Here is a 14709-nt window from a genome sequence, read left to right as displayed (position 1 = left end):
GCGACTGTCAGATATCCAGACCGGCCGACCGGTTCAGCGCCGAGAGGTCCGGATCAACCCGCGTATCGACGAATCGCGCGACCTGAATGCCACAGGCAATGAGCAGACCCGACGCCAGGCTCATCATTCCCAGATAGACCATTATGCCCTCCTGATGAAAACCAATCCGATCGTGTCTGTAATGACCACCACCTGTGCTCGAATCATGGCAAGAGACAGGCTTTTTTGAGCAGCGGTCACTCTCCGTCCGGCCCGAACCCTGCTCCCCTCTGCTTCTATACGCAGGCGAACAGATATTCCTGTTAACTTAATAAGACGCGGACTGAATACCGCGGTAACGCCCGAAGATAGCCCAAGGTTGCGCCGCCACGCAGCAACCACCTTCCATTCACGGGAGGGCTGGACAGCATCGCGACTCCACCACACATCATAGGCTTGGCAATCTGAGGAAATCGCAGCCATGTCCCGCTTCGCCGACAATGATGACCGCCCGACCGACGCCGATGCAGGAAAGCACGAACAGGCGCGCCGCCTGGCCGAAGCCGCGCTGAAGGCCGAGGAGGAAGGCGATCAGGCCCGCGCCGACGAACTGTTCGCCGAGGCCGACCGCACCGATCCGCAAGCCGTGGAAAATGTATTGATGGAATGGCCTGACCACCCCCGCGCGCAACGTCACGCGCGCCACTGACGGGGCCTCGACGCCCGGGCTGCCCCGTTGGCATGCCCCGTTTCGACGGGACAGGCTTCCTACGAAGCCTGCGGGTCCACGTCCTCGGCATTGCGACGCAACTGTGCCGCCCCTTCCGCCACAGCCTTCCACGCGGCCTGGGCCAGCGCCTTGCGGCTGGGGAAGGCGTCGGGATCGAGCGGCGGATGCAGGATCACGCTGGCGCGCATCGAACGCCATTGCAGGAGCTGCCAGACATGGGGCGCAAGATCCATGTCGCCATACCAGGAAAAGACCGGCCGGCGATGGCGATTGACGTTCAGTCCGTCCAACCGGTCATAGACCAGTGAAACCGGTTGGATCAGCGGTGCCATGCCGGGCGCGTAGGTCAGCATCGGCGGGTCGGCCTCTGCCCCCTTGCGCATGGGCGGCATCTTGGCGATCGCGAAGAAGGCCGACATGAAGGGCAGTACACGCATGCCGTCCGACGACGTGCCTTCGGGGAACAGGACCAGATTGTCGCCCTCGATCAGGCGGCTGACCATTTCGTCGCGCTCGCGCCCGGTCGTACTGCGCTGACGGCTGACGAAGATCGTCCGCCCGATGCGCGAGACGGTACCCATGACCGGCCAGGCGCCGATATCGCCCTTGGCCACGAACACCGACGGCAGCACGGTGCCCAACACCGGCACATCTAGCCATGAACAATGGTTGGACACATAGATCACCGGCCGTTCGCCGCGCGCGCGCGCCTTGGCACCGCCCACGGTGCCGGCCCGGCTGCCTGACACACGAATCTTCATCGACAGCAGCCGGCACAGCACGCCCCAGATCACGCGGGTCCAGCGGATCTTCGCCGTGCCCGGCACCAGCAGCAGCAGGGCCTCGAACGACACCGACGAGGGCACCCAGCAGATGATGGCGAACAGGCGCGCGGCCGCTCGCAGACGCGCCGACAGGCGACTACCCGACGGAACGGGCGGGCTTTCCATGTCGGCTAAGGACAGATCGGGTCGGGCCGAGCCCCGGGTCGGCCCAGGCCGGCGCGCGCTCATGGACCAACGGCCCGGTGGAGAACAAGGCAATACCGGCTACGGCAAGGAACGAACTTCATGAACCGATCATAACCCGGTTGGAACGCTGCATCAAAAGCCCCGCCTGGGGCCGCCTGACAGCGGTCATGCATCACCAATCGGCCGCCATGTCAATGAAGGCCGGTCCCCGCGCGAGACATCACATGGCCGACAGGTGGGCGAACAACCCCGGCGATCCCACGTTGAGGTTCCGGTGCGTGCGCCAATCGGGGCACACGCCGATAATGGAGGGTCATCATGTCGAGCGACACGAAACCGACACCGCCAAAACCCGACGACAAGAAGCCGGACCACACGACCGAGCAGGACGACGCCAACCTGGACGAGGAACTGAAGGACAGCTTCCCGGCCAGCGACCCGCCGTCATCCGGCCACGTAACCTCGCATTGACAGCCAGGGGGCGGGCAAGGGCCCGGGCCGGCGGAAATGATGCGCTCTGCGCCCATCGCATGCCGGACATCCCCAGTTCGTGATCTCCGGCCCCCTGCGCCGGGTCCGCGTCGATTCCCATGTAAGAGGCCGGGTCACCGCCTCCCCTCCCGCTTGCCGTCATTTTGCGAAGCCGGCGGTCCACCCGTCCCGGATGAAAAGATGGGAACTTGGGAGATTGTCCATGACGACAGCACATTCCGGCGCCCCCGGCCCCGAGCCGAAGGCTGCCTCCGCCCTCCCAGACAGGTCACTGGAAATCGCGGCCTGCCTGGACGACCTTCTCGCCAGCGGCGAACCGCGCAATGGCTATGATACCCTGTTGCACCGGGCAGCCGATGTCGGCCTGTACGACGTGGTGCGGGCCTGGAGCCTGACCGACACCCCGACGGCAGTCGATAAAATGACGGCCCGCCTCCTGCTCCCCGGCGAGCTGCTGGCCGTCCTCACTCACGAGACGGCGTGGAGCGATGACGAGGCTCTGACAGCTCTCGCGACGGAACTTCCGCTCGCCGTGCGCCGGTATGGCACGAAACAGCGTTTCAACCGCTTCGGTCATACCGGTTGCCACGGCGAAGACCCGGTGCGGCGCTAACCCGCTCGTTCAGTAACCGCGTTGGCGATCGACCAACCCGACCGGCACCTCGCCCCGTTGCAGGCATTTCAGGTTCTCGATCACCTGGGCGGCTGCGCTGGTCGGCGTCGTGTCGCTGGCGACATGCGGCGTGATCGTGACATCCGGATGGTCCCAGAACGGATGATCTACGGGTAGCGGCTCCGGCGTCGTGACATCGAGAATCGCATGGGACAACTGGCCGGACGCCAGCGCATCGAGCAGGTCCTGCTCCACCAGATGGCCGCCGCGCCCGCAATTGATCAGCGCCGCACCGCGCGGCATGACGTTGAAATGGGCTGCCGAGAGGATACCGCGCGTCTCGTCGGTCAGCGGCAGCAGACAGATCAGAATGTCGGTCCGGGCGAGGAACGGCTGAAGCCCTTCGGCCCCGGCAAAACACATCGCGCCGTCGAGCGCATGCGCCCCCCGGCTCCAGCCGGCGCAATCGAAACCGAACAACCGCAGGCGCTCCAGCAGGGCGCGCCCCAGCACACCGAGCCCCAGCACGCCCACCCGTCGGTCACGCACCAGCATATGAGGGAGGCCCCTCCATTCATGGGCGGCCTGCGCCCGCTGGTAGGCCGGAATCCGCCGATGCAAGGCCAGCGTGGCCCAGGTGCCATATTCCACCATCATCCCGGTCAGCGCCGGATCGACGATCCGCACCAGGCTGACGGTATCCGGCAGGTCCAGCGAAAGAAACTGGTCGACCCCGGCACCCTCCGAGAAGATAACCCGCAGGTTGGGAAAACGCTGCACGAGATCGGGCGGCGCTTTCCAGGTCAGCAGCGCGGTGATTTCCGCCGGGTCGCCGCATTCGGGCCATATCCGGATATCGAGATCGGGAGCCGCCTGATGCAGCGCCGTGCGCCAGGCCGCCGTCCGGTCGCGTGAAGTTCTGACAAGCAACGCCATTTCATGCTATCCCGCGATGCGCCCGGCCACGATATCGGCGCCGGAAACCCGTGATTTATGGGCCATTTCTCCCGCTCGCGGCAAGCGCTCAGCCACCCCGCGTCAGGATGCGTCCAGCGCGAGGGCGAACTGCGTGCCCGATGCGGCGGTTTCCCCATCATCGAGGTTCGAAAGCGTCACCCCCAGCAGGCGCACCCCCATTTCGGGCGGAAAGAACGGCCGCATCAACCCCACTGCCACCTCCCGCAATGCGGCGCGGGATGCCAGAGGGGCGGCGAGCGAACGGGTCCGGCCGGTATGGCGGAAATCGGCATAACGGACCTTCACCGTAACCGTGCGCCCGCCCAACCCCCGCTTGCCGCAAGCCGCCCATACCCGGTCGACCAACAGATCGAGCACTGCCAGGGCCTGCTCCCAATGATGGATATCCTGCTCCAGCGTACGTTCGGCGCCGATGGATTTGCGCTTGCGGTCAGGCTCCACCGGCCGCTCGTCCACCCCGCGCGCGATGCCATGATAAAACGCGGCGGCCCGACCGAAATGACGCGCCAGACGCTCCATGTCCCACGCCCGCAGATCCAGTCCGGTGCGGATACCCAATGCGTGCATGCGCGCCGCCGTGGCAGGACCGATGCCGTGGAACCGCTCGACCGGCAAGGTCTCGACGAAGCGCGGACCCATGCGCGGGGTAATGACATATTGCCCGTTGGGCTTGCGGTAATCCGATGCCAGCTTGGCCAGGAATTTGTTGTACGACACGCCGGCCGAGGCTGTCAGCCCTGTCTCCGCCCGGATCGCGGCCCGGATTTCCTCGGCGATCGCGGTGGCGGACGGGTGGGCGATCAGCGATACCGTCACATCCAGATAGGCTTCGTCAAGCGAAAGCGGCTGGATCAGCGTCGTATAACGGGCGAAAATAGCGTGGATCTGAGCCGAGACCGCCCGATAGACATCAAAACGCGGTGGCACGAAGACCAGTTCGGGGCATTTGCGCCGCGCGGTGACCGACGGCATGGCCGAACGCACGCCATATTGCCGGGCCTCGTAACTGGCAGCGGCGACCACTCCGCGTTGCCGACTGCCGCCGACGGCGACCGGCCGGCCCTGCAAGGCCGGATCGTCCCGCTGCTCGACCGACGCATAGAACGCATCCATGTCGACATGAATGATCCGCCGGATCGCGGGCGCTGCCCCTTCCCATCCCACCACGGCTTTACCCGCGTGGCCGGAAAGGCGCCGCCCCGGCACGGGGCCGGGACGGAATCTTCAGGCTCAGTTCTTGTTGCAAAACACTTTCTTGACCACGAAGGCCAGCGCCGCAACCAGACCCACGGCCAGGAGCCCCTTCACGCAGGGGGACTTGATCTTACAGTTCGTCGGACATTCAGCCATCGGTCTCACTTCCTTGGATGCGACAATCGGGGCGCATCTGCCCCGGTGCCTGCGGCATTTTATCCGCCTCTCCTTCTACCTGACTAGTGCCGGAAAACCGGATTCTTCCAGATTTCCGTTTCTTAACCTTATATAAATCAATCTTTTAGCGACCATTCATGCGGAGAGAGGCACCCATGCACCGCCGGCTTGCATAAGGCCACGCGCTAGCCTGGGAGTGGACGCACCGTATCGCATACGGCCGGGTCGCCATCCGGGGCATAGGGCAGATGCAGCACATCATGCAGATAATCGCGCGTGGCCCGGCACACGGCGTCCGGGGTGCGTGAGCGCAGCGGCGAGGCGATCACATGACTGTCGGCCTGCGGAAAATTCACCTGACGGCGCATGGCCGCCGGAGTGCCCAGTTGCCCGAACATCTCCATCATCGCCGGCACCTCCACCGTCGGGTCAGTATGCGCCGGATCACGGTCGTAATAACCGAGGAAGACCGGCGCCGTGACCTGGTGGAACACCGGCCCGACCATCCGCCCGCGCGTCAATTCGGCCAGCGCGACATAGCCATCGACATGCACATCCCCGGTCCAGACCGGCCCCTGCGCAGGGGCGTGCGTCACGTCATGGCCGTGATTATGCACCAGCCACATCAATTGCAGTCCCCACGGCCAGAACAGCGGGTCCAACTGGTTCCCCCGTTCGCGCACCAGTGGCGACCACAGAACCAGCCCGGCGAGGGCCTGCGGAAAGCGCGCCGCGAGATCCAGTGCCAGGGCTCCGCCGGTGGAAGTGCCGATCACGATCACCCGCTCGCCGATCGCCCCACCGATCGCCAATGCCCGCGCCGCCCCCTGTGCCAGCCGCTCCGCCGTCAGGCCACGCATGGCATCCGGCGCCTGTAGTCCATGGCCCGGCAGGCGCGCCAGATAGAGATTGCAGCCGAACAGACGCGCGAGATCGGCATGGACCGGCGCGCCCTCGCCCTGGCTGGCGGTGAAACCATGCAGATAGACGATGGCGCAGGCGGTGCGCGCGGGATGCGCCGGATCGACCCAGACGATCCGCGCTTCAGCACCGGGGCGCAGGGGGCCGGCCGCCGCCTCACCAGCCGCGATCCACGCCGTCAGCGCGGCAGGATCGGAGGGCACGGCCGGCATCGTGGGCACCCCGTTCCACGGCCGCACGCGCGGCCCCAGCACGATCCCCACACCCAGCAATCCTGCAAACAAGACAAGGCGTCGCCACGTCATCAACTACCCCCAAGCCCTGTCTCAGGGCATATAACGCCGACAGCATAGTCTCTGCGCGTTTCCTGTACTTCACGACGGGTGACTTTCAAGAGCGCGAAACGCATCGGCCGCTTTCGTTCACCGACACCCACGGCCAAACAGGCCCCAAGGCAGGAAACCATTGAAGCAGGCGCAGAATGCCTCATATAAGCACCGACATTGCCCGCTCTCTCATCTGCAATCTTCTGCGCGCTTCCCGATCGGCGACACGGGGCGTCGCTCGGACAGGGTCCTGTATTTCAATCACCATGCCCCGCCATCCTGAGAAAACCGGTCGCCGTCGCTCTCATCTGCGTTGCGGAGCCGTGCTGCGGGTAGCACCCATTTTATGTGCTGCATTCCTTACCATCACCGCCACTCTGCCGCTACAAGCCCAGACGATCGCTACGACGCTTCATGATGCTTCAAGCGGCCTGACCAATACTTCAGTCCTCTCGGCAATACAGTTACCGGCAGGACAGATCCTGGCAACGACGCAGGAAGGGTTTTTCTTCTTCGACGGTCGACAGTTTCTTCCCCTGGGCCCTGCACAGGGGCTACCGCCGGGCGCACCCGGCGCAGCCGCCGCCCTGACCAGCAGGGGAGACCTGATCCTGGTCTATGCCGACATGATCTATGTCGCGCACGATCTCGCGACCGCCGGCAGCCCTGACAGGCTGCACTTCGTGCGGGTCGATACCGGAGATCTGCTTAGTCATGACAGCTATCGCAAGATCGAACCCTGGCGTGACGGTCTGGTCATTACCGAGCACGACCATCTGCTGTTCGTCCACCCCGACGGAACGGGCGAACGCATCGACCGTCTCGCAACGATACTTTCTCTGAAAGAGGATTTTCTCAGAGACGTTTCAGCGCTGCACGCCGATGGCGATACGCTATGGATCGGCACGGGCGACGGACACCTGTGCGCGCTGGGCAAGCAGCCCCCGCATTGTCCGAGCCTGCCCCCGCTGGCCGCCCCACGCCGGATGGAAGCGATCGTCCAGGACCATCACGGCACACTCTACGCCCGGACCCTGCATGAATTCGTGACGGTTCCACCCGCGCCGACACCCGCAACTGTCGAAAAAATTCCTCATGCCGAAGGACAATATGAGAATTACCAGCATTTCCTGACCATGTCCTGGTCTCCCGCAGGCAAGCTGGTCACCCAGACGGACGACGGACAGTTGGCCGTGCTCGCCGGCGGAGAATGGAAAATACGGTCCCTGGACGGCGAACAATCGACGTCGCCCCTGAGTACTCTGCTGTTCGACAGGCAGGGCGCATTATGGATCGGCAGGATGGGATTCGGCCTGGCCCGGACCAGAGGCTTCGCGGTCTTCGAAACATTCGGGCGCAGAAACGGGCTGGCGGGAGACGTCATATGGCAGGTCATCCGTCAACCCGGCGGCCCGCTCTGGATTACCACCGATACCGGCATCAGCGCGCTCGATACCCATAGCGACACCGTCCTTCGGACCATCCCGCACGCCGCCTTCTTCATAGCCGCCGACCACCACGGCTGTATCTGGCATGACGGACCGGATGGTGTCTCCCGCCACGATCTCCTCACGGATTGGCAACGCGACTATCCCATCAAGCGGATCAACCAGATCCTGCCGGGCCTTGCGGACGATCTGTGGCTACTGTCCGATCAGGGCGCATGGCTGGCCGATACGGCGCGACGCGACCAGCCCCCTGCCCAGGTGCCGGGATTGAGCGGTTCCTATTCCACAGGCTTCATCGACGCGGCCGGCACGCTGTGGCTGCTCGAAGGGCGCCATCTGCTGGCCCGGCATCGGGACGGCAGCCAAGCGGTCGTCCTGCGCACATGGCCGCTGCCGACGTTTGTTCCCTATCTGATCAAGGCCCGCAATGACCATCAATTATGGATCGCCGGACATGGCGGCCTCTATCGACTGACCCACGCCGGCGACCGGGTAACCAGCCTGAAATTCTATGGCCCGACCGAAACCGGAAACAACACGTTATACAATCTTCTCATCGACCGGCGGAACCGTGTCTGGACCGGATCGAGCCACGGGCTGAGCGTGTTCGACGGCCAGCGATGGACCACGATCACCGAAGCGGACGGACTGGCCTCCAACGACCTGGACCAGGACAGTCTTCTGGAAGACGCCGACGGTTCGCTCTGGATCGGCACCAGCCGGGGATTGTCCCACCTCGTGCAGCCGGACGATGCTCTGCGCGATATGCCCCTCCAGCCCGTCATCACCGCCATGACACTGGGCGAGCACCCATATCATGGCGAGAAAGTGCGCTATAGCCGTGCACCGCTGCACGTGACGTTCGGCACACTGGACTATCGCGACGCGCCACGAATACATTTCCGCTACCGTCTGGAAGGCGCGGACGATGGATGGAACGAGACCGGCGACGGATCGGTGCGCTACCCCTCCATGCCGCCTGGCACCCATCGCTTTCTGCTGATGGCCTACGACCCCGGCCGGAATCAACACTCCGCGATCATATCCGCCCGCGTCGAGATGGCTTATCCCTGGTGGGAGCGCTGGCCCGTACTGCTCCTGGCAACCCTGTTCTTTCTGCTGGCCGGCTACATGGTCTGGCGCATCCGGGTGGGGCTGCTGATCAAGCAGCGCCGGAAGCTGCAGGAGATCGTCCACCGCCAGACGGAGGAAATCCGCTCCGCGCATCAGGCGCTGATCCGGCAGGCCCGTCTGGACAGCCTGACAGGCCTGCTCAACCGGGGGGCAATCCAGACCCACCTGCAAGCCTGTCTGGCCGAACAGTCCGCAGAGGTTCCGCTGGCAGCCGGGCTGGTCGATGTCGATCATTTCAAGCAGATCAACGACGGCTGGGGGCACTTGGCCGGCGATGAGGTGCTGACTGAAATCGGCAGGATCCTGCGCCGGGAACTGCGCCCGGAGGAAGCTGCCGGGCGCTATGGTGGCGAGGAGTTCCTGGTCGTGCTGACAGGCCAGGAGCCGGCAGGAGACCGCATGCGCACACTTTGCCGCTTCTTGAACTGGCCGCTCAGCCCCGACCGGCCGTCGGGCCAGCATGTCACGGTCAGCGCCGGCGTGGCCGAGGCGCGCCCCGGCGAAACGTGGCAAAGTCTGATCGGTCGCGCCGACAAGGCCCTCTACCGCGCCAAGGCAGAGGGGCGCGATCGGGTGATCGAAGCCCCCTGAAGGGTTTTCATTCTTCTTTTTCCCCGACGCATGCGTCCTATACCGAAATGTGTTTGAGAAAATAGAACGTTGTTTTTATAATCACAAATATTGCCTCTTCCTCCACTCTCCCTCATACTCTCCGATGGCAATACGGACTCGTTACCTGCCCAGGATCTCGATAGTTTGTTCACAATGCACGGCCCCCCGGAAAAAAAGCGTCGCCCGTTATTTCGGCGCCGCAAGATTCTGGCCTGCCTGGCATTCCTGCATTGTATCGTGGCGTTCGTCGCAGTCATGTCGCCGTCGGCACACGGGCAGACGATCCCCACCACGCTCTATGACGCCACGAGCGGTCTTTCGAATCTCTCTGTCATATCCGCGATAGAGTTGCCGACAGGCCAGATCCTGGTGGTTACGCAGCATGGCTTCTTCTTCTTCGACGGCAGGCGCTTCCTGCCTGCCGGCCCGAGGCAGGGCCTGCCGGCCGCCGGCGTGGGCGTCGGCGCAGCAGTAACCAGACAGGGGGACCTGATCCTGGCGTATGCCGACATGATCTACGTCGCATACAATATTGCAGGCACGCGTTCTCCCGACCAGTTGCATTTCCTGCCGATCGATCGCGGACATCCGCTGGGACATGACAGCCACCGCAAGATCGTGCCCTGGCATGACGGGCTGGTCGTGACCGACCGTGATCGCCTGCTGTTCATTCAGAAAGATGCCACAGGCGAACGTATCAGCCTTCTGGCCAAGACGCTGGGAATGCGCGACGATCCGCTGACCGACGTATCGGCCCTGCATGCCGATGGCGATACGCTATGGATCGGCACCAGCGACGGCCGCCTGTGCGCCGTATCGGGGCCCACCCTGCACTGCCGCTCCCTGCCCCCCATGGCTAAGCCGCGCCAGCTGGAAGCAATCCTCCAGGATCGCGACGGCACGGTTTTCGCACGGACCCTGCATGAACTCGTCGTCGTTCCGCGCGGCACCACGGCTCCGCATGTCGAAACGATCCCGCATGCGGAGCGCCAATATGAAAACTACCAGCATCTGCTCACCATGTCCTGGTCCCCCCCGAGGGGCGCTGGTCACCCAGGCCGACGACGATCAACTGGCCATCCGGACCGATGGAAACTGGAAATCCGTTACCCTGGACGGCGAACAATCCGACTCACCGTTGACGGCGCTTCTGTTCGACAAGCAGGGTAACCTGTGGATCGGCCGCATGGGGTACGGCCTGACGCGCGCCACGGGGTTCGGCATCTTCGAGACCTTCACCCGGCGTGACGGCCTGGCCAGCGACGTCATCTGGCAGATGGCCCACCAGCCCGCAGGTCCCCTCTGGATCGATACCGACACCGGCATCAGCGCACTCGATACCCGAACCAACACGGTCGTCCGCACCATCGGGGAAGCCGGCCTGCACATTGCCATCGACCGTCGCGGCATCCTCTGGCAGTCCGGTCCCGAAGGCGTGAGCCTGCACGATACGCAGAGCACCTGGCGGCGCGACCTCGCGATCAAGCGCGTCAACCAGATCCTGATCGGCAACGGCGACGATATCTGGCTGCTGTCGGATCACGGGGCGTGGCTGGCCGATGCCGGCCGGCGCGACCAGGACCCCGTCCCCGTTCAGGGCCTCACCGGTTCCTATGTCAGGGGACAAATCGACACGACCGGCACATTATGGCTGCTCCAGCGGCAGCAACTGGTGGTCCGCCACCCCGACGGCACCACGACAGTCGTGATGCCCAGATGGCCGCTGGCGACCTTCGCCCCTTACGTGATCGACCAGCAGGACGACCATCGGCTGTGGATCGGCGGCCAGGGCGGCGTCTATCGGTTGACGCATGACGGCGACCGCATCGACGACGTGACATTCTACGACGCAGCCACGGTCGGCAACGCGATCCTGTACAGCCTGATGGTCGACCACAAGGGCCGCGTCTGGGCCGGCTCGGATCGCGGGCTGAACGTCTTCGACGGCAGTCGCTGGATCACGATCACCGAGGCTGACGGACTGGCCACCAACGATCTGGACCAGGACAGCCTGCTGGAGGACACGGACCGCTCGCTCTGGATCGGCACCAGCCGCGGCCTGTCGCACCTTCTCCAACCCGAGGCGCTGCTGGCAAATATTTCCCTGCAGCCGGTCATCACCGCCATGGAACTGGGCCAGAACCCCTATCATGGCGAGCCGATCGCCTTCAGCCACGCGCCGATGCGCGTGATGTTCGGCACGCTGGATTATCGCGACGCACCGCGCATACGGTTCCGTTACCAACTGGAGGGCGTGGACGAAAGCTGGGTCGAGACCACCGAAGGGTCGGTACGCTACCCCTCGGTACCACCCGGCACCCATCGCTTCATGCTGGTGGCCTTCGATCCGGACCGCCATCAGCAATCCGCGGTCGTGACCGCCACGATCACCATGGCCTATCCATGGTGGGAACGCTGGCCCGTGCTCTGCCTCGCAGCGGCCTGCGTGCTGCTGGCCGGCTACATGGCCTGGCGCGTCCGGGTCGGACTGCTGATCAAGCAACGCCAGAAGCTCCAGACGATCGTCGAGCGCCAGACCCGTGAAATCCGCGCCGCCCATCAGGCATTGATCGAACAATCTCGCCTCGACAGCCTGACGGGCCTGCTGAACCGAGGCGCCATCCAGTCCCTCCTGCAATCCGCCCTGGCCGAACTGCCCGCCGGCACGCCGCTGATGGCCGGGCTGATCGATGTCGATCATTTCAAGCAGATCAATGACGGCTGGGGGCATCTGATCGGCGACGAAGTCCTGGCCGGCCTCGGCAGCCGCCTGCGCCAGGCCATGACCAAGGGCGACGCCGCCGGCCGCTATGGCGGCGAGGAGTTCCTGGTCGTACTCACCGGCGAGCGTGCCGCCGCAACCCACATGGAAGCCCTCTGCCGTTTCCTGAACGGCCTGCCCATTCCGACCGGCGTGCCGGACCTGGTGGTCACGGTCAGCGCCGGCGTCGCCATGGCCAGTGCGAACGAGACCTGGCAGAGCCTGATCGCCCGCGCCGACAAGGCGCTTTATCGCGCCAAGGCCGAAGGACGCGACCGGGTCGTGCTGGCCCCATAAGCCTCACCGTCGCCGAGCGACCGGGGGCGGCTGCCATGGACACGATCCGGTTCGGAGATCAACCGCGTGCCGATCCAGACCGTCCAGTCCGCAACCACGGCTTTCACTGGCATGTCATCACGACACGGCGTCCGACCTCTCAGCGCAGGTGACTTTGGAAGAACCGGACGACTGCTGCATTGAACCGCGCATGAAAGGCGCTGCGGTCGAACCCGGCCCTGCTGGTACAGATCGGGTTGGACATCGCAGTCGCAATGCAAGGTGCGAGGAAATCGAAATGCCCGGCATCGGGCACGAGATGAAAATCCGGCACCTGCGGCAGATTATCCCGCACGACATCCGCATAATAAGGCGCAGGCAGGATCGCGTCCCGGCCCGCTTTCCAAAGCTGCACCGGTATCGTGACGGGTGCCAGTCCTGTCCGGTCAAATGCAAAACCCAGAGCAGGAGCAGCCACGACGATCGCCTTGATCCGACCGTCCCGACGACCGACCCAGCCATGCCCGCCGTTTTCTCGCGGATGGGCACGGAGCAGGACACAGTCATAAAAGCCGGGATGCTCCCGGCAATGCGGCGCGAACTGGGCTAGGTCGGGCCGCGCTCCAGCCGCTGCGAGCACCGTAAAACCACCAGCGGAAAAGCCGAATGCACCGACACGCGCGGCATCGATCCGGTTCCGCGACGGCCAAGCTTGCAACATGTAGGTGATAAGCGCGCTCAACGCCACGGGACGCCGTTCGATGCGGGTCGCCGCACTCTGGTCCTGCCAATTGTCTCCCGGATGCGTCAGGGTCGCGACGATGAAGCCGGCGCGCGCCAGCGCCTGCGCTGTGTCGAGATGACCGGTGAACGATCCTCCGTTGCCATGCGACAGGACGACCAGAGGATGCGCCGATCCGACCGGTTCTGTCCCGACCACACAATCCTGTTCGTATAATCCCAGCGCCTGATGCTGCGTCGTCCCGCAGGTGGGGTACCAGATACCGATTTCGGTGCCGTCCGGCATCCGGGCGTACTGGAATCCGACGGTAGCAGGCGGGCTGGCACGCGCTGGCGCCAACAGCGGACAAAGCAGGGTGAAAAGCGCGCCGATCAGGAGTCTGTTGAACATGGTGGCCAATCCGTCGAAAAGGGTGGAAAGACCGGCAGGAGAGCGGGTTTCCCCCGCCCGGACCACCTAACATTCGCCAATGGGCGAATGGGCTGCGTAGCCGGGCGAACGGGTTTGCACAGGCTCAGAAAGGGACGATATCAGCAGATGACCGCCATTACGGCCAGGGCGCTGCCGAAAGCACCTCTCGCGCAGGCAGCATGTGCGGTCCTTGCTCTCGGCTGTTTTCTCGGCCCGCTGGGGCCGTTCGGCAGTTACCTCAATCAGGGCACCCTGCTGCGGATCGGCTACTGGACCGGGGCGGCCTGGCTGGGCCTCGCCCTCTATGGCGCTGCCGTCGTCGCCACCCGCCGGATCGTATCGCCAGAAAGGCCGGCATTCTGGTACGTGCTGGCAGGGTTCGTCCTGGTCGCCAGCGTGCCGCAGGCCCTCCTTACCCGCAGCGGCGCGCTACTTCTCTGGCCGACATTGCAACATGTCCTGCCCGGCTGGATGACCTGGTACATACAGGTACTGGAAATCGCACTGCCCACGACCCTGGGCAGCGCCATCGCATTGAGGCACCTGCGCAGGGCGGCGATCCCCACCGCACTCCCCGTCACCGATGCACCGGCACCATCGCTTCCCGACAAGACAGCCGGGCTGGGAACAGGGGTTCTCGCCCTGCAGATGGAAGATCATTATGTGCGCGTTCATTCACATGCCGGCTCGACCCTGCATCTCATGTCGATGACACGCGCGATCGAGGCTGTCGCCGCGCTCGACGGCCTGCGCATCCATCGCTCCTGGTGGGTGGCACGCAACGCCGTGCGGCAAGTGGAGGGCCCGGCGCGCGCGATGCGTCTGACATTGGCAAACGGTGTCACAGCGCCGGTTTCGCGATCCAACGTCCCGGTCCTCCGCGCGGCAGGATGGCTGGCCGAAACCGGCAAGGCAGACTAACCGCCTCAGGCGGGATCATGGCC

General features: G+C 64.6%; 13 protein-coding genes. 7 read left to right on the top strand and 6 right to left on the bottom strand.

Going from position 1 to position 14709, the window contains the following annotated elements:
* Positions 1-7: 7 nt before the first annotated feature.
* Positions 8-142 carry a hypothetical protein gene (locus C7453_RS19635; RefSeq protein WP_255318174.1) on the bottom strand — a complete coding sequence of 45 codons (135 nt, stop codon included), beginning with the start codon at positions 140-142 and terminating at the stop codon, positions 8-10.
* Between the two features lie 318 nt (positions 143-460).
* Here C7453_RS19635 and C7453_RS10055 point away from each other — a divergent pair, with 318 nt between their 5' ends.
* Positions 461-688: a hypothetical protein gene (locus C7453_RS10055; RefSeq protein ID WP_114727419.1), complete on the top strand. Its 228-nt coding sequence runs from the start codon at positions 461-463 to the stop codon at positions 686-688.
* A 59-nt stretch (positions 689-747) separates the two neighbouring features.
* Here C7453_RS10055 and C7453_RS10050 read toward each other — a convergent pair whose 3' ends face one another.
* Positions 748-1659 (bottom strand): lysophospholipid acyltransferase family protein, encoded by a 912-nt coding sequence (locus tag C7453_RS10050; protein WP_245948989.1) that lies wholly within the window; start codon positions 1657-1659, stop codon positions 748-750.
* A 339-nt stretch (positions 1660-1998) separates the two neighbouring features.
* Here C7453_RS10050 and C7453_RS18930 point away from each other — a divergent pair, with 339 nt between their 5' ends.
* Both C7453_RS18930 and C7453_RS10045 read left to right on the top strand, forming a co-directional pair.
* Complete coding sequence (locus C7453_RS18930) at positions 1999-2151, top strand: hypothetical protein (protein WP_170143186.1); 153 nt, start codon at positions 1999-2001, stop codon at positions 2149-2151.
* A 223-nt stretch (positions 2152-2374) separates the two neighbouring features.
* Positions 2375-2785, top strand: a complete 411-nt coding sequence (locus tag C7453_RS10045) for a hypothetical protein (RefSeq protein ID WP_114727417.1) — start codon at positions 2375-2377, stop codon at positions 2783-2785.
* A 9-nt stretch (positions 2786-2794) separates the two neighbouring features.
* Here C7453_RS10045 and C7453_RS10040 read toward each other — a convergent pair whose 3' ends face one another.
* From C7453_RS10040 to C7453_RS10030, 3 genes are all read right to left on the bottom strand, one after another.
* Positions 2795-3721 carry a 2-hydroxyacid dehydrogenase gene (locus C7453_RS10040; RefSeq protein WP_114727416.1) on the bottom strand — a complete coding sequence of 309 codons (927 nt, stop codon included), beginning with the start codon at positions 3719-3721 and terminating at the stop codon, positions 2795-2797.
* 102 nt (positions 3722-3823) lie between these two features.
* Entirely contained in the window at positions 3824-4927 is a 1104-nt protein-coding gene (gene dinB / locus C7453_RS10035) for a DNA polymerase IV (protein WP_255318176.1), read from the bottom strand.
* 392 nt (positions 4928-5319) lie between these two features.
* Positions 5320-6360, bottom strand: a complete 1041-nt coding sequence (locus C7453_RS10030) for an alpha/beta hydrolase (RefSeq protein ID WP_114727415.1) — start codon at positions 6358-6360, stop codon at positions 5320-5322.
* A 344-nt stretch (positions 6361-6704) separates the two neighbouring features.
* Here C7453_RS10030 and C7453_RS10025 point away from each other — a divergent pair, with 344 nt between their 5' ends.
* From C7453_RS10025 to C7453_RS19750, 3 genes are all read left to right on the top strand, one after another.
* Positions 6705-9554 (top strand): diguanylate cyclase domain-containing protein, encoded by a 2850-nt coding sequence (locus C7453_RS10025; RefSeq protein ID WP_170143185.1) that lies wholly within the window; start codon positions 6705-6707, stop codon positions 9552-9554.
* 258 nt (positions 9555-9812) lie between these two features.
* Complete coding sequence (locus C7453_RS19375) at positions 9813-10745, top strand: hypothetical protein (RefSeq protein ID WP_245948969.1); 933 nt, start codon at positions 9813-9815, stop codon at positions 10743-10745.
* Between the two features lie 16 nt (positions 10746-10761).
* On the top strand, positions 10762-12633 hold the full coding sequence (locus tag C7453_RS19750; protein WP_342767965.1) for a ligand-binding sensor domain-containing diguanylate cyclase: 1872 nt from the start codon (positions 10762-10764) through the stop codon (positions 12631-12633).
* A gap of 139 nt (positions 12634-12772) precedes the next feature.
* Here C7453_RS19750 and C7453_RS10010 read toward each other — a convergent pair whose 3' ends face one another.
* A complete protein-coding gene (locus C7453_RS10010) occupies positions 12773-13744 on the bottom strand; it encodes an alpha/beta hydrolase family protein (protein WP_114727411.1) in 972 nt (323 codons plus the stop codon).
* A 147-nt stretch (positions 13745-13891) separates the two neighbouring features.
* On the opposite strand from C7453_RS10010, the gene C7453_RS10005 reads away from it, so the two are divergent.
* On the top strand, positions 13892-14686 hold the full coding sequence (locus C7453_RS10005) for a LytTR family DNA-binding domain-containing protein (RefSeq protein WP_114727410.1): 795 nt from the start codon (positions 13892-13894) through the stop codon (positions 14684-14686).
* The last annotated feature ends 23 nt before the right edge of the window (positions 14687-14709 follow it).

It is taken from the genome of Gluconacetobacter liquefaciens, from assembly GCF_003350405.1.
GTDB lineage: Bacteria > Pseudomonadota > Alphaproteobacteria > Acetobacterales > Acetobacteraceae > Gluconacetobacter > Gluconacetobacter liquefaciens.
Note: the sequence above shows the minus strand (reverse complement) of the source record. Positions and strands in the feature narration are given on the sequence as shown.